The following is a 21,677-nucleotide window of genomic DNA, read 5'->3' as shown; positions in this document are numbered from 1 at the left end:
CACCCATCCACCCCTACAGGAGACAAGCATGTCCACCACCACCCAGCGCAGCTTCCCCAAGATCACGGAAAGCGGCCTCGACGAACTGCGCGAGCGCATCGGCCAGAAGATCGGCAACACCGTCGAGCCATGGTGCTACGAGGCCACGCGCGACAACATCCGCCACTACGCCCACGGCATCGGCGACGACAACCCGCTGTGGTGCGACCCGGACTACGCGGCCAAGACGCACTACGGCGGCATCGTGGCGCTGCCGAGCTTTCTGTTCGCCACCAGTCGCATCGTCTCGGGCTACGTGGGCGGCCTGCCGGGCGTGCATGCCATGTGGTCGGGCGCGGACTGGACGTGGCACAAGCCCATTCGCCGCAACGACGCCATCCACACCGAGGCCTACCTGAAAGACCTGATCGAGCACCAGACCCGCTTCGCCGGCCGCGCCGTCCAGCAGATCTACCACGTGGACTTCTTCAACCAGACCGGCGACAAGGTGGCCGAGGCCGACAGCTGGTGCTTCCGCACCGAGCGCGACCATGCGCGCGAGCAGGGCACCAAGTACCAGGAGGTGCGCGCGCGCGAGCCGCGCCGCTACACCGACGAGGAGCTGGGCGAGGCCTACCAGCTCTACCGCAACGAGGAAATCCGCGGCGCCACGCCGCGCTACTGGGAGGACGTGCGGGAGGGCGAGGAGCTGCCCACCATGTTCAAGGGCCCGATGACGGTGACCGGCTTCATCGCCTACGCCCAGGGCTGGGGCGGCCTGTACATCCGCGCCAACAAGCTCGCGTGGAAGCTCATCGACCAGCACCCGGGCGTGGGCATCAAGAACCGCTTCGGCATCCCGGACTGCCCCGAGCGCGTGCACTGGGAAGAAGACTTCGCGCTGGAAGTGGGCGCACCCGGCGCCTACGACTACGGCCCCGAGCGCACTTCGTGGCTCACGCACCACCTGACCAACTGGATGGGCGACACGGGTTTCCTGCACAAGGCCAGCTGCAAGATCCGCCGCCACAACCCCGAGGGCGACATGCTGTTCATCAAGGGCCGCGTCAAGCGCAAGTTCATCGAGAACGGCCGGCACATGGTCGAGATCGAGCAGGAGGCCCGCAACCAGGACGACGAACTGTCGGTCGTGGGCGGCGGCATGGTCGTCCTGCCTTCGCGAGGCTGAAATGGGCGCTGCGCTGCACGGCCTGAAGGTGGTGGACCTGACCCGCGTGCTCGCGGGCCCGCTGTGCACCCAGATGCTGGCCGACCATGGCGCGCAGGTCGTCAAGGTGGAGCCGCCCGGCGGGGACGAGACCCGCCAGCTCGGCCCTCCGTTCGACCTGGACGGCCACGCGGCCTACTTCTCGGCCCTCAACCGGGGCAAGCGCTCCATCAGCCTGGACCTGTCCACGCCCGGCGGGCAGCAGGTGCTGCACCGGCTGCTGGAGGGCGCCGACGTGCTCATCGAGAACTTCCTGCCCGGCACCATGGATCGCTGGGGCCTGGGCTACGAGCAGGCGCTGGCCGCGGCCTACCCGCGCCTCGTGTACTGCAGCGTGACCGGCTTCGGCGCCGACGGGCCGCTGGGCGGCCTGCCCGGCTACGACGCCGTGCTGCAGGCCCTGTGCGGGGTGATGAGCATCAACGGCGACGCCGCCACGGGCGCGACCCGCGTGGGCATCCCGGTGGTGGACCACCTCACCGGCTACGTGGCGCTGTCGGCGATCCTCATGGCGCTGCTGGCGCGGGCGCGCACCGGCCAGGGGCAGCGCGTGGAGGCGACGCTGTACGACACGGCGCTCAGCCTGCTGCTGCCGCACGCGTCGAACTGGTTCGCCTCGCAGAAAAGCCCCGGGCTGCTGGGCAGCGCCCACCCCAACATCGCGCCCTACGACAAGTTTCGCGCGCGCGACGGCGAGCTGTTCATCGGCATCCTCAACGACGGGCAGTTCAGGCGCTTCTGCGGCCACGTGGGGCTGCAGGGCCTGGCGGAGGACGAGCGCTTCGCGTCCAACACCGCGCGCCTCGCGCACCGCGATGCATTGCGGTGCGCCATCGAGGCGGCCATCGCCCGCCACGACTGCGGCCCGCTGTGCGACGCCCTGATGCGCGCCGGCGTGCCCTCGGGCCCCGTGCTCTCGGTGCCGCAGGCGCTGGCGCACCCGCACTGCGCGCACCGGCAGATGGTCGTGCGCGCGGGCAACTACACCGGCCTGCGCGCGCCCATGCGGCTGGCGGGGACGCCCGGGGCGCCGGGAGGCCCGCCCCCCGCCTTCGCCCAGCACGCCGACGAGGTGCTGCAGGAGTTGGGGTTCGCGGCGCCGCAGCGCCAGGCCCTGCATGCCAGCGGCGCGGCACCCGTGCCCGCGGCCGCATGACAACCCGTTGAAGATAGCTACAAGGAGACAAAACCATGCGCAAACCTGCAATCGTGCTCGCGGCCGCGGCCTGCTTCCTCGCGGGAGCGCCCGGGGCACACGCCCAGGGCCCACAGGCCGCCTACCCCGACAAGCCCATCCGGGTCGTGGTCGCCTATGCGGCGGGCCAGGGGACGGACATCGCGACCCGCTACATCGCCGACCTGATGGCCAGGGACCTCGGCCAGGCGCTGGTCATCGACAACCGCCCCGGTGCCGGCGGCAACCTTGGCACGGAGGCCGCTGCGCGGGCGCCGGGCGATGGCTACACGCTCATCATGGGCACCAACGCCACCCACGTGCTCAACCAGTTCCTCTACTCCAAGATGCCGTTCGACGCGGAGAAGGACTTCGAGCCCATCGGCCTGGTGGGCACCTTCCCCATGGTCCTGGCCGCCAACGCCGGGGCGCACTTCGCCTCAGCGAACGACCTGCTGAAGGCGGTCAGGCACAACCCCAGGTCGGCCGACGTCGCCATGCCAAGCACGACCGCGCGCCTGGTGGTCGAACTGCTCAAGGAGCGCACCGGCGCGGCGCTGTTCGGCGTGCCCTACAAGGGCTCGGGCAACGCGATGACCGACGTGCTGGGCGGCCAGCTGTCCGTGATCGTGGACACGCCCACGGCCCTGCGCCCGCACCTGGCCTCGGGGAAGGTGAAGGCCATCGGCGTCACGTCGGCCAGGCCCAGCGGCCTGGTCCCGGGCGTCAGGCCGATCGCGGAGCAGGGCATCGACGGCTTCGAGGTGATCGCCTGGAACGCGCTGTACGCCCCCAAGGGCACGCCGGCCGCCGTGATCGCGGCCCTGAACGCGTCGCTCAACAAGGCGCTGGCGCGGCCCGAGACGCGCCAGAAGCTGTTCGACCTCGGCTTCGAGCCTGCGGGCGGCACGCCGGCGCAGCTCGCCGAGTTCGCGCGCGCCGAGCGCAGAAAGTGGGGGCCGCTGATACAGGCGGCGGGCATCCGCGCGGACTGAGAAGACCGAGGGCCCGATACGGGCCCTCCTCGCGTCAGATTCCCTCGACCAGCAGGCCGGAGATCTCCCGCGCCTCGCGCATCATCTCCTGCGCGAGCAGGTCGGTGGCCACGGTCGTGAGCTGGCTGCTCAGCCCCACGACCACCACGGTGTAGGCGAACCGCCCGCCCGCGGTGAAGACGGGCACCGCGACCACCGTCAGGCCGGCCATGAAGTTGTCCCGGTCGACGCTGAAGCCCTGCGTGCGGGCCAGCTCCACTTCCTTCTTCCAGGTGTCGAAGCGCGGCGCCTTGTCCCAGTGGATCTGCGAGAACTTCTTGCGCAGTTCCGCCCAGCTCTCGCCGCCATGCGCCGCGATGAGCCGGCCCGTGGCGCTGACCAGGGTGTCGAAGCGGCTGCCCACGTCCGTGTGCACGCGAAACGGCTGGTTCGAGTGGGACAGCGCCAGCACCACCACGGTGCCCTTGGCCGTGATCTCGACGCCCATGGCCGTGACGCCGAAGCGCCCTGCCAGGCGGTCCAGCACGGGCTGGATCAGCTGCGGGAAGCCGCTGCGGTCCAGCACGCTGCGCGCCAGGCTGATCATGCCGTTGCCCAGCGCGTAGCGCTTGGTGGCCGGATCCCAGGTGACCAGCTCCTCGGCCACCAGCACGCGCAGGATGTGCAGGCAGGTGCTGGGCACCAGGGCCAGCTCGTCGGCGATGGCCTTCACGCCCAGGGGCTGGCCCACGCGGCCCAGCAGGCGCAGGATGGCGATGGAGCGGCTGACGGCGGGCACGGGGCGCACGCGCACCGCGCGCGCGGCCGGTTTTTTCTTGTCGGAGGCGGTGGCCTGTTTCTTTGCGGGCATGGCGGAGCTTCGCGGGTTGATCCGTCCCAGGGGCCCCAGCCAGCTTGCGGCGGCGGCCGTCATGGCGCGGGGCGGCGAGACAGCGCCGATCTTAGAGCGTGGGCGCCGTCCGTCATGGCGCGTCGCCCCGTGGCGTGCGCACGACCTTCATGAGGGCCTGCGCGGCGAGGGCGGTGCGCCCATCCACCGAGACATCTCCCTGCATGAAGACCAGCGTGCCGGTGCGCCGCACCACCTGCGCGCGCGCCTGCGCCAGCTGGCCCGCGCGCACCGGGCCGATGAAATGCGTGTCCAGCTGCAGCGTCAGGCAGGGCAGCCGGCCGCAGGCCTCCCAGGCCACGCTGCTGATGGCGTGGTCCAGCAGGGTGAGCAGCGCGCCCCCGTGCACCACGCCGGCGGGGTTGAGGTGCGCCTCGTCCGCGAGGATGGCGTAGGCCCATGCATCGCCCTCCCGCCGCGTCCACAGCGGCCCCGCCCGGCCCATGAAGCCGGGCAGGTCGCGGCGCTTCCAATTCTGCTGAACGAGCTCTTCGGGGGGCATGCAGCGCTCCATGGCGAACCGGCCGGGGCCTTCCATGGGGCCGGAGGCCGGCGGCACAATCGTGGTTGGTTTCGCAGATGAGTGTATCAGTAAAATAATTTTGTATTAATACAAAAATCACTCACACCAACACGAAGAGCGCGTTATCGAAAAGATAGCTGCCGGCGCTTGGTATTCAATGAATTTCCGTTTGTTCCCACCTGAAATCAAGAAGTGGCAAGCGCCTGCAGCTATCGATTTTGAGTGCTGCCGGATTTCAGAACTTCACGTCCGCGCGCAGCCACAGCGTGCGTCCCGGCTCGTTGATGCGCACGCCGCCCGGGTAGCCGAAGCCGGCGTTGCCGGCCAGGTTCAGGTGCTCGGCGTAGTTCTTGTCCAGCAGGTTGTCCACCCCGGCCGTGAGCCGCAGGCGCTCGTTCAGGCGGTAGCCCGCGTGCAGCGACAGCACGCCGAAGCCGGCGCTCGCGCCCAAGTCGCGGCCCACGACGTTGCCCTGGCCCTTGGCGTAGCGGTGCTGCGCGGCCACCAGCCGCCACAGGGCGCCCGCGCTCCAGGGGCCCTGCGCGTACTCCAGGCCCAGGCGCGCCTCCAGCGGCGGCATCTGGGGCAGGGGGCGGTCGTCGGTGGAGTTGCGCCCCCAGGCGTAGGCCAGCGTGCCCTGCATCGTCCAGGCGGTGCCCAGGCGCTGGCTGCCGCCCAGCTCCAGGCCGGCCGTGCGCGCATCGACGTTGCGCACCGCCGAGCCCTTGCCGGCGTAGTCGAACAGGATGTAGTCCCGCACCATGCCCAGGTAGGCCGACGTCCACAGCTGCCAGCCCTGGCCCTTCCACTGCGCGCCCAGGTCCAGCTGCGTGGTCTTCTCGGGGCGCAGCGTGGCGAAGGCGTTGCCGGCGTTCGCGGCGCTGTTGCCCGGGGAGATCAGCTCCCAGTAGTCCGGAAAGCGCTGCACATGGCCCAGGCCCGCGTAGACCGAGGCGCCCTGCGGCGACAGCGTGTGTTCCCAGCGCACGAAGCCGCTGGGCATGGCAGGGCGCGTGCGGTGGTCGGCGCCGGTCGCGGCGCCCATGCCGCCGCCCATGCCCCCCATGCCGCTGGCGACGGGATAGCGCCAGGCCTGCGCGCGGTCCAGGCGCAGGCCGCCCACCCAGCGCGTGTCCGCCTGCGCCTGCCAGGCCAGTTCGGCGAACGCGCCCAGGTTCTCGAACTTGGCGTCGCGCTGCCAGGGCTTGCCGGCGTAGGGCTGGCTGGGCGTGCCGCTGCGCTTCTCGTGCGGGCTGCGCATGGCGTCCAGCCCGGCCACCAGCTGCCAGTCCTGCTGCCATTGCAGCGTGGCGGCCACGCGGGCGCCGCTGGTGTCGCGCTTGACGTTGCTGGCCATGGGCATGGACATGCTGCCGCCCGGCGCGAAGGTGCGCAGCGTGAAGTTGTCCATCACGTGGTCGGCGCGGTTGGAGTACAGCTGGGCTTCGAGCTTGGCCAGCCAGGGCGTGAGGCGGGTCTTCTCCAGGCGCAGGCCCCAGCTGTCGCGGCGGAACTGCGTACCGTCCATGCCGCGGCCGCCGTAGCGTGCCTCGCCGTCGCCGGCGCCGGCGCTCAGCTCCAGCAGGGTGTCGGCATCGGGGGTCAGGCCCAGGGCCACGTCGGCGTTCCACTTGTCCCAGGCCGACGGCACGCGCCGGCCATTGCCGTCGCGGTAGTCCTGGCCGTGGGAATGGTTGGCCGTCGCGCGCACGTACATCTGCGTGTTGCCGGCCTCCAGGTCCACCGTCTGGTCATTGCGGCCGGCACTGGCGCCGAGCAGGCTGGCACTGAAGCGCACGCCCGGCTCCTGGAAGTCGGGCCGCTCGCGGTCGAATCGCACCACGCCGGCCGATGCGCCCGGGCCCCAGAGCACGGTCTGCGGCCCCTTGATCACGGTGAGCTGGTCGAAGGTCTCGGGCGAGATGTAGGAGCTGGGCGCGTCCATGCGCCCCGGGCAGGCGCCCAGCAGCAGCGTGCCGTTGGTCAGGAGCGGCAGGCGCGAGCCGAACTGGCCGCGCAGCACCGGGTCGCTGTTGGAGCCGCCGCTGCGTATGGCCGAGAAGCCCGGAATGGTCTTGAGGTAGTCGGCCGCGTCGCTGGCCGGAATGGGTTGGCGCGGCTGCTTTGGGTCGGCCACGACCTGCACGGGCGAATGGTCGTGCACGGCCGTGACCACCACGTCGCGCAGCGTGCGCTCGGAGGCCGCGTTCGCGTCCCCGGCGGCCAGCGCGGGGACGGCGGGCAGCAGCGCGCAGGCGATCGCGCAGGCAATGGGCGCCAGGCGCGAGCCGGGTGCGCGGGCGGGCAGGGCGGCGCCATGCGGTGCAGGCGCGCGGGAGAAGTTTGCAGTCATGAGGAATCCACGCCTGAACGCTGCACGCCCGCGCACGGGCGGGCAGGTCGCGTTCAGACAAAAAGAAGGGGAAAGCGCCGGGCCGCGGCGGCCCGGTGCAACCGATGGATCAGGCGTGGACGGACAGGGGCGGCCCGCGCGCCGGCAGCGGCGCCTGCGCGCGCCAGGCCGGCACTGCCTCCGCAGGGCTGAGGCGCGCCTGTTGGGCCACGGGAAGGGGCTGGCGGAAGGCCGCCAGCGCCATGACCGGCGGCGTGCCCAGGGCGATGCACAGCAGGCAGCCGGGGTCCGCATGGTGGCCCGCATGCGCGTCGGCCTCGGGTGCGGCCGCTTCGTGCGGGTCGGCGCTGCACACCTCCATGTGCAGTGGCCCCGGCTGCGGCAGGACCAGCCGCACCTGCACGCTGGCGAACAGCGCCACCAGCCACGCGAGTGTGAACACCGCGAGTACCGCGGTGCCTAGGCGTCGGCGATGGCGAATGCGCTCCAGCATGCGGCAGGGATTATCCCTGTGGGGGCGTGGTCCCGGGCTTGACCCAGCGCACGGCCGGCAAGAAAACTGTCAGACGCGCTGGCGATAATCCCCGCCATGCCAAACCGCTGGAAACCCAACGTCACCGTGGCCGCCATCGTCGAGCGCGAGGGGCGTTTCCTGTTCGTCGAGGAGAACACGGCGGACGGGCTGCGGCTGAACAATCCCGCGGGCCACCTGGACCCGGGCGAATCGCCCGTCGATGCCTGCGTGCGCGAGGTGCTCGAGGAAACCGCCTACGACTTCGAGCCCACGGCCCTGGTGGGCGTGTACCTGAACCGCTTCCGGCGCACGCGCACGGGCGACGACATCACCTACCTGCGCATCACCTTCGCCGGCAGCGTGGGCGCGCACCACGCCTGGCGTGCGCTCGACGACGGCATCGTGCGCGCCGTGTGGCTCACGCCCGACGAACTGCGCAGCTGCCGCGCGCGCCACCGCAGCCCGTTTGTGCTGCTCTCGCTGGAGGATTACCTGGGCGGGCGGCGCATGCCGCTGGATGTGATCCACACCGACGCGAGCGTGCTGCAGCCGCCGCGCTGAAATTCCAGCGCCGGGCGCTTGAGCATTCAGCTCAGCGCCACGAGCTTGAATACGGCGCGGGCCGTGCAGACGGTGTTGCCTCCGGCATCGGTAACGTTGCCCTCGCAGAACACGATGCGCGCGCCTTCGCGCAGGACGCGGGCCTCTATCAGCAGGTCCGTGGTCGCCGGGGCCAGGAAATGGGTGTTCATCTCGATGGTGATCACACCCAGCCCCAACGGGTTGCCCGAGCGCGCTGCGGCGCTCAGTGTGAAGTCCAGCGCGCTCATGAGCGCGCCGCCATGGCCGTGTCCGCGGCTGTTGGCCAGTTCCGGCCGCAGCGGCAGCCGCGTGCGTGCCAGGCCGGGCTCCAGGCCCACGGGCTCAAGGCCGATGTATGCCATGAAGGGCACGTCGATGCCGAAGTAGCCCCGCGCGAGGGCCGCGGCCTGCAGGTCGTCCGTGGTGGGTGCGGCGCTCATCCGATCTCCGCCACGGCCTGGCCTTCGGCGATCTGCTCGCCCGCGGTCACGAACAGCTGGCGTACCACGCCCGCGACCTCGCTCTCGACGGGGATCTCCATCTTCATGGACTCTACGATGATGAGAGTGGCGCCCGCTTCGATGGCGCTGCCCTCGGTGGTTTCCACTGCGGCGACGAGGCCGGCGATGGGGCTTTCGATGGTGGTCATGGTGTGTTCCTTCAGGCTTGGGTGTTGTCCAGCACGCGCTGGGCGATGCCGGTGTCGATGCGGTTTTCCAGGAAGTCGGCGTGCGCGAGGATCTTCTGGATGAAGACCGTGTTGGTCTTGACGCCCTCGATGTGGGTCCGGGCGAGGGCGCTGCCAAGCCGGGCGATGGCCTGGGCCCGGTCGCTGCCATGGGCCACGAGCTTGGCGACCATGGGGTCGTAGAAGGGCGTGACGGCGCAGCCCTGGGCATAGCCGGTTTCCACGCGCAGGCCGTCGCCGCAGGGCAGGTCGAAGCGCGTGAGCTGGCCCGGCGAGGGCAGGAAGCGCACCGGGTCCTCGGCATAGATGCGGGCCTCGATGGCGTGGCCGCGCGCGGTGGGCTGTCCGGGCAGCACGTCGTGCATGGGTTCGCCGGCGGCCAGGCGTATCTGCGCCTCGACGATGTCGATGCCCGTGACCTCCTCGGTCACCGCATGCTCCACCTGCAGCCGCGTGTTCATCTCCAGGAACATGAAACCGTCCTGGGGTGTGTAGAGCGTCTCCACCGTGCCGATCACGTCGTAGCCGACGCGTGAGAGCAGGTCTGAGAGCAGCCGCCGCATGTCGGCAAGCCGTTCTTCGGGGATGCCCGTGGGGCGTGCCTCCTCCACCACCTTCTGGTGCCGGCGCTGCACGGAGCAATCGCGTTCGAACAGCACGCGCACATTGCCGTACCGGTCGGCTAGCACCTGGAATTCGATGTGGCGCGGCGCCTCGACCAGCCTTTCGAGGTACAGATCGGCATTGCCGAAGAACTTCGCGGCGATGCCGCTGGCCTTGGCCCAGGCGGCATCCAGTTCCTGCGGGCTGCGTGCGGGCAGCATGCCGATGCCGCCTCCGCCGCCGGCGGGCTTGACCAGCACCGGGTAGCCGATGCGCGCCGCCGCCGCGAGGGCGTCGCCGGCGCCGTGCAGCACCGGCGAGCTGGACGACTGTGGCATGCCATGGGCGGCCATGAATTCGCGCGCCTGTGTCTTGTGGCCCAGGGCGCGGATCCAGCGTGGCGACGGACCGATGAAGCACAGGCCCTGCTGCTGCACGGCCTCGGCGAATGCCGCGCTTTCCGACAGGAAACCATAGCCGGGATGCACGGCGTCGGCCCCGGTCTCGCGTGCCGCTTCGAGCAGGCGCGCCTGGTTCAGATAGCTCTGCTGCGTGGGCGATGGGCCGATGGCCACGGCCTGGTCGGCTGCACGCACATAGGGCAGATCGACATCTGCCTCGGAATGAACGGCCACGGACTCGATGCCCATGTGCCTGAGTGTGCGGATCACGCGGGCCGCCACGGCGCCGCGGTTGGCGACGAGAACGCGGCGGATGGCGCGGGGAGCGTCGGTCATGCCGTCTCCTTCCGTGCCACGGCCACCACGGCGTCCACGATGACGGGGGGCTGCTGTGCGCCGCGCGCCACCAGCACGGGGTTGGCGTCCACCGACTGCACGTGCCCGGCCTGGGCCAGCATCCAGTCGCCCAGGCGCACCATCATGTCGGCGACGGCGCCAGGCTCCACCGCGGGCATGCCGCGCACCGCGGCGAAGGCGGGGGCGATGGCAAGGCGCCCGATCGCCTCCAGCGCCTGCGCCCGGTCGAACGGGGCCACGAGAAACTGCACGTCCTTGAGCGCCTCCACCAGCACCCCGCCCTGGCCGATCATTACGACCACGCCGAATTCGGGGTCGACATGGGCGCCCAGGGCCAGCTCGAAATCGGCCCTGTGCTGCGCACCCAGCAGCATGCCGCCGTCCCTGGCGCCCAGGCGGCGCAGCGTGGCCGCGAAATCATGGAATGCCTGCACGGCCTGGTCCGCCGAGCGGATGTCCAGGCGCACCAGGCCATGCTCGGACTTGTGGGCCAGGTCGGCGCAGACACCCTTGGCGACCAGCGGCACGGGCAGCGTGCCGAAAGCCGCGCGCACCTCGGCCTCGCTGGCGACGACCATGTGGCGCATCACGGGCAGGCCCGCCTCGTGCAGCTGTGCCAGGCTGGAAGGCTCGTCCAGCGTGGTGGATGCCGCAGCAGCACAGGGCGCCGCAGCCGCGCCGGCGCCGTAGCCCGCGCCGACCCGTTCGGCCAGCAGCGCCAGCCCTCGCATGGCGGCGCGCTCGCTCCAGAAGGTGGGTACGTCCTGCGCCTGGAAGGCTGCGGCCACCCAGTCCTGGTTGACGCTCACCGCGATGGGGATGCCGCTGTCCCGCGCGAAGCGACTGGCCTGGGCGGCGAAGTCCGCGAAGTCGTAGCCTTCGCCGCCGATGGGAAAGCCCACGTGGACGAGATCGGCAGCACCGCTGCCGGACAGCACTGCGAGCGTTTTGCCGAAGGTGTCCGGCTTGCCCAGCAGGGCCGTGGTCATGTCGATGGGGTTGCGCGCCGTCACATAGGACGGCAGGGCTTGCGTGAGTCCTGCGAGCGTGGCGGCGTCGAACTGCCCTATGGCTAGGCCGAAATCCTCGGCCGCGTCGGCCGACAGCACGCAGGTGGCGCCGGAGTTGCTGATGCTCACCACCCGGCGGCCGCGCGGCGTGGGCTGCGACAGGAACAGCGGTGCGTAGTCGATCAGCTCGCGGAAGTCCGTCAGCCGGACGATGCCGTGCTGGCGCATGAAGGCATCGGCCAGCGCGTCCTCGGCAGCCAGGGCGCCGGTGTGCGAGCTGGCCGTGGCCTGGCCCGCGCTGGTGCGCCCGGCCTTCACGGCCAGGATGGGCACGCCGCGCGCACGGGCCAGGCGTGCGGCTTCGGCCAGCTGCGCGCTCTGGCGCAGGGTCTCCAGGTAGAGCACCACGAGGCGGATGTGCTCGTCGCCCAGCACGGTACGCACGGCCTCGGCTGCGCAGACGTCGGCCTCGTTGCCCGTGGAGACCATGTAGCGCATGCCGATGCCCGCACGGCGCAGACCGCCGTAGAGAATGGCCGCGCCGGCGCCGCTCTGGCTGACGATGGCCACCGGCCCGTCCTCGGGAGGGTTCTCGTTGATCATCGTCGAGAAGTTGAGGATGGCGCCGGTGGAGAAGTTGGCCACCCCCTGGCAATTGGGGCCGAAGAGGCGCAGCCCGCCGCGCTGCGCGCGTGCGAGCAGTTCGGCCTGCTGCGCGCGTCCGGCGTCGCCCAGCTCGGCGAAGCCGGACGAGTAGATCACGGCCATGCTGGCGCCAACGGCCACACAGTCGTCGATGGCTGCGGCCACGTCTTCGCTGGGCAGGCTGATGACTACCGCATCGGGCGGGGCGGGCAGTTCCCGCAGCGAAGGGAAGGCGGGGAGCCCCTGGACCTCGCTGCGCTTGGGGTTCACGGGAAGGATCCGGCCGGCGAACCCATGGCGCAGCATGTAGGCGATGGGCCGGCCGCCCGGCTTGATGGGGTTGTCCGAAGCGCCCAGGATGGCGACGGCGCGGGGATTCAAGGCGCGCAAAAGCGACATGTATGCACCTCAATCGAGCGACAGGGCTTCGCGCTGGATCACCTGGCCCCAGTCGGCCACCTCCTTGGCGATGCGCTGGCTGAACTGCGCTGGCGGCAGCATCACGGGCTCGCCCTGGCTGCTGAGCACGGCGCGGGCGCGCGCATCCTGCAGCACCCCCTTGGAGACCTCGTAGAGCTTGTTCACGATGGCCGGAGGCGTGCCGGCGGGCGCCAGCAGGCCGGCCCAGAAGGTGACGTTGAAGTCCGCGTAGCCGGCCTCGGCCATGGTCGGCACGTCGGGCAGCTGCTGCATGCGTTTGGGCGCGGTGACGGCCAGGGCCAGAAGCTTGCCGCTGGCGATGTGCGGCAGCGCGCTCCAGGTGTCGAACTGGGTGTCGAGCTCGCCGCTGAGCACGGCCATCTGTGCCTGGGATGCGCTCTTGTAGGGCACGTGCGTGGTTTTCACGCCGGTGCGGTTGCTCCAGGCTGCATAAGCCAGATGGGCGATGTTGCCGGGGCCGGCCGAGCCGTAGCTGATCTTGTCCGGGTTGCGCTTGGAGAAGCCGACCACGTCCTGCGCGGTGTGGATGTGGTTTTTCTCGGCCCATGCGGGGTTGACGGTGAGGATGAAAGGTGCATCCAGCACCATGGTCACGGGGGCGAAGTCCGTCGCCTTGTAGGTGATCTTTTTGTAGATCTGGGGGTTGATGGTGATGCTGCTGGAGTTGGTGACCAGCAGCGTGTAGCCGTCGGGCGCGGCGCGCGCCACTTCACCCACGCCGATGGCGCCATTGGCCCCGGGCTTGTTGTCCACGATCACCGGCTGGCCCAGGGCCTTGCCCATATGGTCGGACAGGGTGCGGGCAATGGTGTCGGTGAACGATCCGGCGGGAAACCCCACCACGATGCGAATGGGGCGATTGGGCCAGGCGTCGGCCTGGGACTGGGCATGGGCGGACTGCGCGGCCATCCAGGCCAGGCCCATGCAAAGGGCCAGTGCGGTGCGGCGCGAAGGCGCGCGGGCGTTTCCTGCTGTCATGGTGTTGTCTCCTTGGGGTGGTTGATGTTTCAGGGGCGCAGGCCGAAGCGCGGCGCGCCCGCCTCGCGCAGCGGCGCGGCCAGTTCGGCGAACTCGCACAGCAGGGCGCGGGTGTGGCGCGGGTCGATGACCTCGTCGATGCCGAAGGCCTCGGCCGTGCGAAAGGGCGAGGTCAGGCTGCGCACGCGCTGCTCGATCTCGTTGCGCTTTTGCTCGGGGTTGTCGGCGCCCTCGATCTCGGCCTTGTAGGCCACTTCCAGGCCCCCTTCTATGGGCAGCGAGCCCCAGTTGGCCGAGGGCCAGGCGTAGCGGAAGTTGAAGCGCCCCATGTGCTGGTGGCCGGCTGCGGCCACGCCATAGGCGCGGCGGATGATGATGCTGCACCAGGGCACGGTGGCCTGGTAGACGGCGGCCAGCGCGCGCACGCCGTAGCGCATGATGCCGGCCTTCTCGGCCTCCACGCCGATCTGGAAGCCCGCGATGTCCACCAGGTTCACCACGGGCAGGTGGAAGGTCTGGGCCAGGTCCACGAAACGCGTGAACTTCTCGGACGAAGGGCCGTCCCAGCCGCCGCCGTAGAAATAGGGATCGCTGGCCACCACGGCCACGGGCCAGCCGTTGATGCGCGCCAACCCGGTGACGATGGCGCGGCCCCACTGGCGGCCGATTTCCAGGAAGGAGTCCCGGTCGACCAGGCACTCCACGATGGGCCGGATCTTGTAGACCTTGCGGCTGTCGCGCGGAATCGCCGCCAGCAGCCATTCGTCGCGCCGCTTCGGGTCGTCGCTTGTATCGCCGCGCGCAGGCAGCTCGTGCACCGAGGACGGTAGGTAGGACAGGAAGCGCCGCACGCGCTCGAACGCCTCCTCCTCGGTCGCCACCTCGTCATCCACCACGCCATTGCGCGTATGCACCTGGCTGCCGCCCAGCTCGTTCTTGTCCACGATCTGGCCAATGCGCGCCACCACTGGCGGCCCCGCGTTGAAGAGCTGGGACGTGCCCTTGACCATGACCGAGTAGTGGCTCGACGCCACGCGTGCCGCTCCCATGCCCGCCACCGAGCCGAGGGCCAGCGACACGACCGGCACGGTGGAGAGGTTTTCGACCACCTGGCTCCAGACCTTCATGGTCGGCACGCTGGTGTATCCCTTGGTCTCGATGTTGCGCACCGAGCCGCCGCCGCCCGTGCCGTCCACGAGGCGGACCATGGGCAGGCGCAGGTCGTGCGCCATCTTTTCGGCAAAGATCAGCTTTTCGCCCACGGCGCCGTCGTTGGCGCCGCCGCGCACGGTGAAGTCGTCGCCGACCACCACCACGTGCCGTCCCCCGATGCGTGCACGGCCCATCACCAGGTTGGAGGGCGTGAACTCCACCAGCCGGCCCATGCTGTCGTACTGGCCCGAGCCGGTGAGCGAGCCCACTTCTACGAAGGAGTCCTTGTCCGTACAGGCGTCGATGCGCTCGCGCACCGTGAGCTTGCCCGCCGCTTTGTGCCGCGCCACCTTCTCCTCTCCGCCCAGCTGTGCTGCCAGCGCATGGCGGTATGCGATTTCGTCCACTTCGGGTTGCCAACTCATGTCGTATCTCCTTTGCACTGAAAAAGCATGATTCATGCCATGATCTAACATATTGATTTTCAAGGTATTTTTCTTCATTCCGTGATATGTGTCTTTTTAAAAGACATATCTGAGAACACCGAGCACAATGTGTCCTCATCAAATACATGTGTTCTGTTTCCATGCCTTCAGCCGTACATGATCAACCCGCAGAAAACAGATTCCTGGGCGTTCTGGTCTGGCAGTGCGGCGTGTCCGAGCCGGTGGCGCGGCTGGGGCTGGCTGCCGATCCGCTGGTTCATGCCGCCGTCGCCGAAGCGCTGAGGAGCCGCGCCCAGGGGCTGGGCGGGGGTGTGCTGTTCCATGTGGACGTGCCGGCCCCGTGCGAGGGTGCGGGCATGGTTCGCTGCGTGGTGGTGGCGCTCGGCGATGACGCGGTGCAAGTGGCCATCGTGCGCACGAGTGGCGAAGCGGCAGCGCTGCTGGACTTCGTCGCTGCCGTGCCCTTTGCGTTCGCCATCCTGAACATGTTCCTCACCAACCCTTACCAGGCCATCACGGTGGCCGATCGGGAGGGGCTTATGCGCTACATCAGTCCGGTGCATGAAAGGTTCCTCGGCCTGGAGCCGGGAGCTGCCATCGGACGGCCGGCAGAGGATGTGATTCCCAACTCCCGCCTGCCGCAGGTGGCGCGCAGCGGCAAGGCGGAAATAGGCGACCTGCAGCAGTTCGGCCCCGACGTCACCCGCATCGTGAATCGCGTCCCGGTGTTCGAGGAGGGCGCTGTCGTGGGTGCCGTGGGACAGGTCAGCTTCAGCGGAGTGGAGGCGCTCAATCGCCTGCAGCAGCGCCTGAACCAGCTGCGTGACGAGGTGCGGCACTACAAGCGTGAGCTGAGCCAGCTCAAGGGAGGCGGTGCGGCCGCGGCCGCACTGGTGGGCAGCAGCGCGCCCATGCTGCGGCTGTCCCGCGAGATCGACGCGGTTGCCCGGCTGGATGTGCCGGTGCTGATCCTGGGTGAAAGTGGCAGCGGCAAGGAACTGGTGGCGCAGGCCCTGCATGCGCGCGGCAGGGACGCGGACGCCCCCCTGGTCAGCCTCAACCTGGCGGCGCTGCCCGCGACGCTGATCGAATCCGAACTGTTCGGCTACCAAGCCGGCGCCTTCACCGGCGGCAGGAAACAGGGCCAGCCCGGCAAGCTGGAGCAGGCAGAGGGCGGCACGCTGTTCCTCGATGAAGTAGCCGACATACCGATGGAGATCCAGGTCAAGTTGCTGCGCGTGCTGGAAGACCGGCAGGTGCAGCGCCTGGGCGCGACGGAAGGCCGGCGCATCAACTTCCGCATCGTGGCTGCCACGCACCGCGACCTGCGCGCGCTGATCGACAGCGGGCGCTTCCGGCTGGACCTGTTCTACCGGCTCAGCGGCGTAGTGCTGCAGGTGCCCGCGCTGCGCCAGCGCGTGGAGGACATTCCGGCCCTGGTGCAGCGCTTCGCCCAGTCGTTCTGCGAGCGCAATGGCATTCCCCTTCCGCGCATAGCGCCGGGCGTCATGGGCTATCTTGCGCAGCAGAGCTGGCCGGGCAACGTGCGCCAGCTACGCCAGCGCGTCGAGGAGGCGCTGGTGTTCTGCGACGGCCGGCTTCTGAACGTCGAGGACTTTGCACGCCACCAGGATCCCCTGGCCAGGTCGGCGCAGCAACCCATGGGGCAGTCCTCGCATGCGGCGATACCCTTGAAGAGTCTTGAGCACGCGGCCATCCTGGAGGCCATTGCGCGCAATGGCGGAAACAAGAAGCGTGCGGCGCAGGAGCTGGGCATCTCGCGCTCATACCTCTACAAAGTGCTGGGCGGGGCCTGACGCCCCGGCCCTGCCGCCGGGAGATGCGCGGCGGCGCGGTGCTCACTGCGCCGTGATCTTGCGCTCCTTCACGATCGCACCCCACTGGTTGTATTCCTTCTTCATGAAGTCCGCGAACTCCTTGCGCGTCGTGGGGTGGGGCGACAGGCCGTGCTTGTTCAGGGCCTCCTTCACGCCGGGGTCGTTGAGCGTCTTCACGATCTCCTGGTTCCAGCGGTCGAGCAGGGGCGCGGGCGTCTTGCCCGAGGCCACGAAGGCGTACCAGTTCAACGCCTGGAAGCCCGGGTAGCCCGACTCGGCCACCGTGGGGATGTTGGGTAGGTAGGCCGGGCGCGTGAGGCCCGTGGTGGCCAGCGGGATCAGCTTGCCGGTCTCCACGTGGGGCATGGCCGTGGGGGGCGCGGCGAAGTAGCTGGTCACGCGTTCGCCCAGCAGGTCCTGCAGCGCGGGCGCGCCGCCCTTGTAGGGCACGTGCACCATGTCGATGCCGGCGCGCTGGTTGAACAGCTCGCCCGCCAGGTGCGAGGCCGAGCCCGCGCCGGTGGAGGCGAAGTCCACGCTGCCGGGCTTGGCCTTGGACAGCTGCACGAACTCGGCCAGCGTCTTCACGCCCGCGCCCTTGTGCACCACGAGCACGTTGGGGAAATACACGCCGCCGGAGATGGGGGCCAGGTCCTTGAACGGGTCGTAGGCCAGCTTCATGAGGTGCGGCGCGATGGTCAGCGGCCCCACGGAGCCGAACAGAAGCACCGTGCCGTCCGACGGGCCCGCGGCCACCTGCTGGTGGGCGATGTTGCCGCCCGCGCCGCCCTTGTTCTCCACCACCACGGCCTGGCCGATGTTCTCGGCCAGCTTCTTGGCGATCATGCGCGCCGCCGCGTCGGCCGCGCCGCCGGGCGCGAAGCCCACGACCAGCGTCACCGGCTTGGCCGGCGGGAAGTCCTGGGCCAGCGCGGGGCCGGCCCAGGCCAGGGAGGTTGCGGCCGCTGCGGCGGCCTGGATCAGGGTGCGTTTCTTCATGGTGGGGCTCCTGGGTCGTTTTTAAGTCAAATATGGCTCTAGGGCAGACAGGGAGAGCGCCGGCAGCTATCGTTTTTGTGAATGGTCAATCGCTGCCCAGCCCGATGGGGTTGGGCTGGCGCTTTTCGGTGTTGTAGCGCAGCAGCGCCGCCGTGCGGAACACGCCGTGCGCGAACTTGCCATAGGGCAGGGTGGCGAACAAGGCCATCACCGCGCCCAGGTGCAGGCACAGCAGCAGGGCCAGCGCCGGCGTGGCGCGCGCCAGCCACAGGGCCAGGCCGCTGGCGGCCACCAGGAACAGCAGGGCGATGAAGCCCAGGTCCATGGGCTTTTGCGCGGCGTCGCCGTGCAGCGGGTGGCGCGTGCGGTTCAGGTGCCACAGGCCGGCCGTGCCCAGCACCATCAGCACGCCGCCCGCGGCGCCCAGCAGCTTCGGAACGGACGGCAGGTCGTAGGGCGCCACCCAGCCGAAGGCGTAGTGGTAGATGGTGCCCAGGGACGTGGCGGCGAAGCACAGCGCGAAGCCGTAGAACGTCAGGTGGTGGGCGCGGCGGCGCTTCAAGGTGTAGGCGTCGTCCTCGTTGTGGCAGCCGTCGCCGTGGCCGCCGTCCAGGTACTTCAGGCGCAGCACGTCGTGCGCGGCCTCGCCGGCGGCCGCGCCGCCCACGTCGGCGCCGCTGGTGGCGGGCTTCACGTCCTTCCAGAAGGCACGCACGCCCATGGCCAGCGCCAGCACCACGAACAGGAACACGGGCGCGAACAGGCCCACCAGCAGGTTGTGCGGGAACAGGTTGTAGAAGTCGTTGCCCAGGTCGGTCTTCCACAGCGCGGTCAGGCCGCCGCCCTGCAGCACGGCGCCCAGCACCAGGAACAGCGTCAGCGCGGCGACGAGTGCCAGCGACAGCGTGAGGCCGTTGCGCCGGTACAGGCTGCCCAGGGCCGGCGGCCAGGCGTAGTCGGAATAGGTCTGGCCGCGCACCGTGGCCATGGCCTGCGGGACGTTCACCGCGAACTCGTGCGGCGGCGCGTACTGGCAGGCGTGCAGGCAGGCGCCGCAGTTGTGGCACAGGTTGGCCAGGTAGTGCACGTCGGCCGTGGCGAACTCCAGCCGCCGCGTCATGGCCGGGAACACGGCGCAAAAGCCTTCGCAGTAGCGGCAGGCGTTGCAGATCTGCATGACGCGCGCCACCTCGGTCTCGGCGGCGCTCATGGGCACGGGCGTGCCGTTGGCCAGCGCCTTGGCATCGCGGGTCAGGGCTTCAAGCGCTTGCATGGGATTCCTCGTCTTTCACGGCGCCGTGCTCGGCACTCTGTCCTCGCGCGGCCAGGGCCGCGTTGCGTCCGGCGATGCGGCCGAAGGCCGTGCCTATCGACATGCCCACGCCGGCGGTGTAGCCCTTGCCGAGCACGTTGCCGGCCATCATCTCGCCGGCCACGAACAGGTTGGCGCTGGGGCGGTCCCCGAAGCGCACGGCGGCCGTGTCGTCGGTCTGCAGGCCCAGGTAGGTGAAGGTCACGCCGGGCCTGAGCGCGTAGCCGTAGAACGGCGCGGTGTCGATGGGGCGTGCCCAGTGCGTCTTGGCCGGGAAGAGGCCGGAGGTGGCGCAGTCGTCGAGCACGGTGTGGTCGAAGCGGCCCACCCTGCAGGCGCCGTTGTAGGAGTTCAGCGTGCGCATGAAGGTATCGACGTCCAGGCCCAGCCTGGCGGCCAGCTCGGGCAGGCTGTCGGCGCGCACGCCGGGGAACACGGGCGGCATGAAGCGGCCGATGGCCTTGCTGTCGATGATCGAATAGCCGGTCTGCCCGGGCTGCTGCGCCACCAGGCGCCCCCAGATGGCGTAGCGCTTGGGCCAGAAGTCCTCGCCCTCGTCGTAGAAGCGCTCGGCGTTCGCGTTCACCACCACGCCCAGCGACACGCAGTCGATGCGCGTGCAGATGCCGCCGTCGTACAGCGGCGCGCGCGCGTCGATGGCAACCATGTGGGCCTGCGTGGGGTCGCCGATGCGGTCGGCGCCATGCTCGTCGAGCATGTGCCTGAGCAGCACGCCCTGGTTGTAGGCCGTGCCGCGGATCAGGAAGTTGTCCGCCGGCCACTCGCCGCGCCCGTTCTGGCCCCAGGCCTCGCGCAGCCATTCGCGGTTCGATTCGAACCCGCCCGCGGCCAGCACGCAGCTACGGGCCTCGATGCGCTCGCCCTGGCACCAGGCGGCGCGGAACTGGCCGTCCACGATCTCCAGCCGGTCCACGGGCGATTCGTAGCGCACCTGCACGCCCAGCGCCTCGGCGCTGCGGTAGTAGGCGTTGACCAGGGCCTTGCCGCCGCCCATGAAGAAGGCGTTGGTGCGCGCCACGTGCAGCGTGCCGGCCAGCGCGGGCTGGAAGTGCACGCCGTGGTGGCGCATCCAGGGCCGGCAGGTGGACGAGGCGCGTATCACCATGCGCGCCAGGTGCTCGTTGGTGAGGCCGCCGGTCACCTTCAGCAAGTCCTGCCAGTACTCCTCCTCGGGGTAGGCATCGACGAGCACGTCCTGCGGCGCGTCGTGCATGCAGCGCAGGTTGCGCGTGTGGGCGGAGTTGCCGCCGCGCCAGGCGCGCGGGGCGGATTCGAGCAGCAGCACGCTCGCGCCCGCCTCGCGCGCCATGAGCGCGGCGCACAGGGCGGCGTTGCCGCCGCCGATCACTAGTACATCAATCATGGGGCTGTGGTGCCGCGCGGCGCGAACGGGTGCGCGGGTGCGGCGGTCTTCTCAGGGGTGGCCCGACTGTAGGCGGGGCGAGCGCGCCGCGTCAGGCCGGCGGCGCGAAGAGGGCTTCACGATCCGTGATGGCTCATTCCATTTCCAGATCAATCGATTACTTTGTCGGCTTCGCTTGCCGTGCTACAGCACTGTCTGCGCTTTGCTTTCGCGTACTCGATTGATCTGGAAATGGAATCAGTGCGGCACCAGCGTGGCGCCCACCCAGGCGCCGCTGCCCACCAGCGTGCGCGAGCACTCGGCCAGCACCACGCGCGTGGCCAGCGCCGCGGGCGAGAGCTCGTCGTCCGACAGGCTGCACAGCGCCGAGGGCCGGAAGGCGGGCGCGTCGGCGATCTCGGCCAGCACGAAGCGCTCGCCCGCGTCGGCGAACGCGGCCACGGCGGCCCAGGGCTGCACGGTGCTGCCCAGTCCGGCGTCCACCGCGTCCATGAGCAGGCTCAGCGAATCGATCTCCAGCGCCACCTGGGGCGCGATGCGCGCGTGGGCGAAGGCGGCGTCGATCTGGCTGCGCAGCCCGTGCGGGCCGCTGGGCAGGATCAGCGGCTCCTCGCCCAGCTGCGCGAGCCGCACCGTGCCCTGGCCCGGCGCGGGCAGCGGCCGGGCCGAGCGGTGCGCGGAGCGGATCAGGAACAGCCGCTCCTCCAGCAGCGGCACCACGCTCCAGCGGCGCGCGGGCTGGGTGTCGAACAGCACGGCCAGGTCGAGCTGGCGCGCGTTGAGCATGTTCGACAGGTGCCCCGACAGGCTGCTGACCATGTGCAGGCGCACGTCGGGGTGCCGCTCGCGCATGGCGCGCAGCAGCGGCACGCCGAGCACCGATGCCGTGGTGGGCGCCAGCCCCACGCTGACAGAGCCCGTGAGCCGCGCCTGCTGCGCCGCGCGCGCGGCCTGCTCGGCATGGCGCAGCACCAGCTGCGCCTCTCGGAAGAAGGCCATGCCTGCCTCGGTGGGCACGGCGCCCTTGGCGGTGCGCTGCAGCAGCCGGGTGCACAGCTCGCCCTCCAGGCGGCTGACCTGCTGGCTGAGCGCGGACTGCACCATGCCCAGGTCCAGCGCGGCGCGGCCCATGGAGCCGAGTTCGACGATGCGGACGAAGTAGCGAAGCTGGCGCAGTTCCATGGAG

Annotated in this window: 19 protein-coding genes; 5 read left to right on the top strand and 14 right to left on the bottom strand. The window is 70.1% G+C overall.

What is annotated here, in order from left to right:
* The first annotated feature begins 28 nt into the window (after window positions 1-28).
* Genes ALIDE2_RS23065 through ALIDE2_RS23055 form a run of 3 tightly spaced genes read left to right on the top strand, consistent with a single transcriptional unit; the run spans window position 29 to window position 3,376 of the window.
* Window positions 29-1,168, top strand: a complete 1,140-nt coding sequence (locus tag ALIDE2_RS23065; RefSeq protein WP_013723277.1) for an FAS1-like dehydratase domain-containing protein — start codon at window positions 29-31, stop codon at window positions 1,166-1,168.
* Window position 1,169: 1 nt separating this feature from the next.
* Window positions 1,170-2,363, top strand: a complete 1,194-nt coding sequence (locus tag ALIDE2_RS23060) for a CaiB/BaiF CoA transferase family protein (protein WP_013521062.1) — start codon at window positions 1,170-1,172, stop codon at window positions 2,361-2,363.
* Window positions 2,364-2,398: 35 nt separating this feature from the next.
* Window positions 2,399-3,376, top strand: a complete 978-nt coding sequence (locus ALIDE2_RS23055; protein WP_013521061.1) for a Bug family tripartite tricarboxylate transporter substrate binding protein — start codon at window positions 2,399-2,401, stop codon at window positions 3,374-3,376.
* A gap of 34 nt (window positions 3,377-3,410) precedes the next feature.
* On the opposite strand, the gene ALIDE2_RS23050 is transcribed toward ALIDE2_RS23055, so the two are convergent.
* The 4 genes from ALIDE2_RS23050 to ALIDE2_RS23035 all read right to left on the bottom strand — a co-directional run bounded on the left by ALIDE2_RS23050 (window position 3,411) and on the right by ALIDE2_RS23035 (window position 7,634).
* Entirely contained in the window at window positions 3,411-4,289 is an 879-nt protein-coding gene (locus ALIDE2_RS23050; protein ID WP_013723276.1) for an IclR family transcriptional regulator, read from the bottom strand.
* Between the two features lie 49 nt (window positions 4,290-4,338).
* Entirely contained in the window at window positions 4,339-4,767 is a 429-nt protein-coding gene (locus ALIDE2_RS23045; protein ID WP_238530074.1) for a PaaI family thioesterase, read from the bottom strand.
* A gap of 256 nt (window positions 4,768-5,023) precedes the next feature.
* Window positions 5,024-7,141 carry a TonB-dependent copper receptor gene (locus ALIDE2_RS23040; protein WP_013723274.1) on the bottom strand — a complete coding sequence of 706 codons (2,118 nt, stop codon included), beginning with the start codon at window positions 7,139-7,141 and terminating at the stop codon, window positions 5,024-5,026.
* A 109-nt stretch (window positions 7,142-7,250) separates the two neighbouring features.
* On the bottom strand, window positions 7,251-7,634 hold the full coding sequence (locus ALIDE2_RS23035; protein WP_013723273.1) for a hypothetical protein: 384 nt from the start codon (window positions 7,632-7,634) through the stop codon (window positions 7,251-7,253).
* A gap of 96 nt (window positions 7,635-7,730) precedes the next feature.
* On the opposite strand from ALIDE2_RS23035, the gene ALIDE2_RS23030 reads away from it, so the two are divergent.
* Entirely contained in the window at window positions 7,731-8,216 is a 486-nt protein-coding gene (locus tag ALIDE2_RS23030) for an NUDIX hydrolase (RefSeq protein ID WP_013723272.1), read from the top strand.
* A 26-nt stretch (window positions 8,217-8,242) separates the two neighbouring features.
* On the opposite strand, the gene ALIDE2_RS23025 is transcribed toward ALIDE2_RS23030, so the two are convergent.
* The 6 genes from ALIDE2_RS23025 to ALIDE2_RS23000 are packed head-to-tail and all read right to left on the bottom strand — an operon-like array spanning window position 8,243 to window position 14,937.
* Window positions 8,243-8,677, bottom strand: a complete 435-nt coding sequence (locus tag ALIDE2_RS23025) for a PaaI family thioesterase (protein WP_013521055.1) — start codon at window positions 8,675-8,677, stop codon at window positions 8,243-8,245.
* Entirely contained in the window at window positions 8,674-8,886 is a 213-nt protein-coding gene (locus ALIDE2_RS23020) for an acyl-CoA carboxylase biotin carboxyl carrier protein subunit (protein WP_013521054.1), read from the bottom strand. The genes ALIDE2_RS23025 and ALIDE2_RS23020 overlap by 4 nt, the downstream gene beginning before the upstream one ends.
* Window positions 8,887-8,897: 11 nt before the next feature.
* A complete protein-coding gene (locus ALIDE2_RS23015; RefSeq protein ID WP_013521053.1) occupies window positions 8,898-10,265 on the bottom strand; it encodes an acetyl-CoA carboxylase biotin carboxylase subunit in 1,368 nt (455 codons plus the stop codon).
* Window positions 10,262-12,340 (bottom strand): acetate--CoA ligase family protein, encoded by a 2,079-nt coding sequence (locus tag ALIDE2_RS23010; protein ID WP_013521052.1) that lies wholly within the window; start codon window positions 12,338-12,340, stop codon window positions 10,262-10,264. The genes ALIDE2_RS23015 and ALIDE2_RS23010 overlap by 4 nt, the downstream gene beginning before the upstream one ends.
* Before the next feature lie 9 nt (window positions 12,341-12,349).
* On the bottom strand, window positions 12,350-13,360 hold the full coding sequence (locus tag ALIDE2_RS23005; RefSeq protein ID WP_013521051.1) for a Bug family tripartite tricarboxylate transporter substrate binding protein: 1,011 nt from the start codon (window positions 13,358-13,360) through the stop codon (window positions 12,350-12,352).
* Between the two features lie 29 nt (window positions 13,361-13,389).
* Window positions 13,390-14,937: an acyl-CoA carboxylase subunit beta gene (locus ALIDE2_RS23000; protein WP_013521050.1), complete on the bottom strand. Its 1,548-nt coding sequence runs from the start codon at window positions 14,935-14,937 to the stop codon at window positions 13,390-13,392.
* A 161-nt stretch (window positions 14,938-15,098) separates the two neighbouring features.
* Here ALIDE2_RS23000 and ALIDE2_RS22995 point away from each other — a divergent pair, with 161 nt between their 5' ends.
* Entirely contained in the window at window positions 15,099-16,775 is a 1,677-nt protein-coding gene (locus ALIDE2_RS22995) for a sigma-54 interaction domain-containing protein (RefSeq protein WP_013723271.1), read from the top strand.
* Window positions 16,776-16,817: 42 nt separating this feature from the next.
* Here ALIDE2_RS22995 and ALIDE2_RS22990 read toward each other — a convergent pair whose 3' ends face one another.
* The 4 genes from ALIDE2_RS22990 to ALIDE2_RS22975 form a co-directional block, all read right to left on the bottom strand.
* Window positions 16,818-17,795 carry a Bug family tripartite tricarboxylate transporter substrate binding protein gene (locus ALIDE2_RS22990; RefSeq protein ID WP_013521048.1) on the bottom strand — a complete coding sequence of 326 codons (978 nt, stop codon included), beginning with the start codon at window positions 17,793-17,795 and terminating at the stop codon, window positions 16,818-16,820.
* An 85-nt stretch (window positions 17,796-17,880) separates the two neighbouring features.
* A complete protein-coding gene (tcuB, locus tag ALIDE2_RS22985; protein WP_013521047.1) occupies window positions 17,881-19,068 on the bottom strand; it encodes a tricarballylate utilization 4Fe-4S protein TcuB in 1,188 nt (395 codons plus the stop codon).
* Window positions 19,055-20,491 (bottom strand): FAD-dependent tricarballylate dehydrogenase TcuA, encoded by a 1,437-nt coding sequence (gene tcuA / locus ALIDE2_RS22980; RefSeq protein WP_013723270.1) that lies wholly within the window; start codon window positions 20,489-20,491, stop codon window positions 19,055-19,057. The genes tcuB and tcuA overlap by 14 nt, the downstream gene beginning before the upstream one ends.
* A gap of 237 nt (window positions 20,492-20,728) precedes the next feature.
* Entirely contained in the window at window positions 20,729-21,673 is a 945-nt protein-coding gene (locus tag ALIDE2_RS22975) for a LysR family transcriptional regulator (RefSeq protein WP_013521045.1), read from the bottom strand.
* Window positions 21,674-21,677 lie beyond the last annotated feature (4 nt).

Origin of the sequence: Alicycliphilus denitrificans K601 (genome assembly GCF_000204645.1) — a bacterium.
Taxonomy (GTDB): domain Bacteria; phylum Pseudomonadota; class Gammaproteobacteria; order Burkholderiales; family Burkholderiaceae_C; genus Alicycliphilus; species Alicycliphilus denitrificans.
Note: the sequence above shows the minus strand (reverse complement) of the source record. Positions and strands in the feature narration are given on the sequence as shown.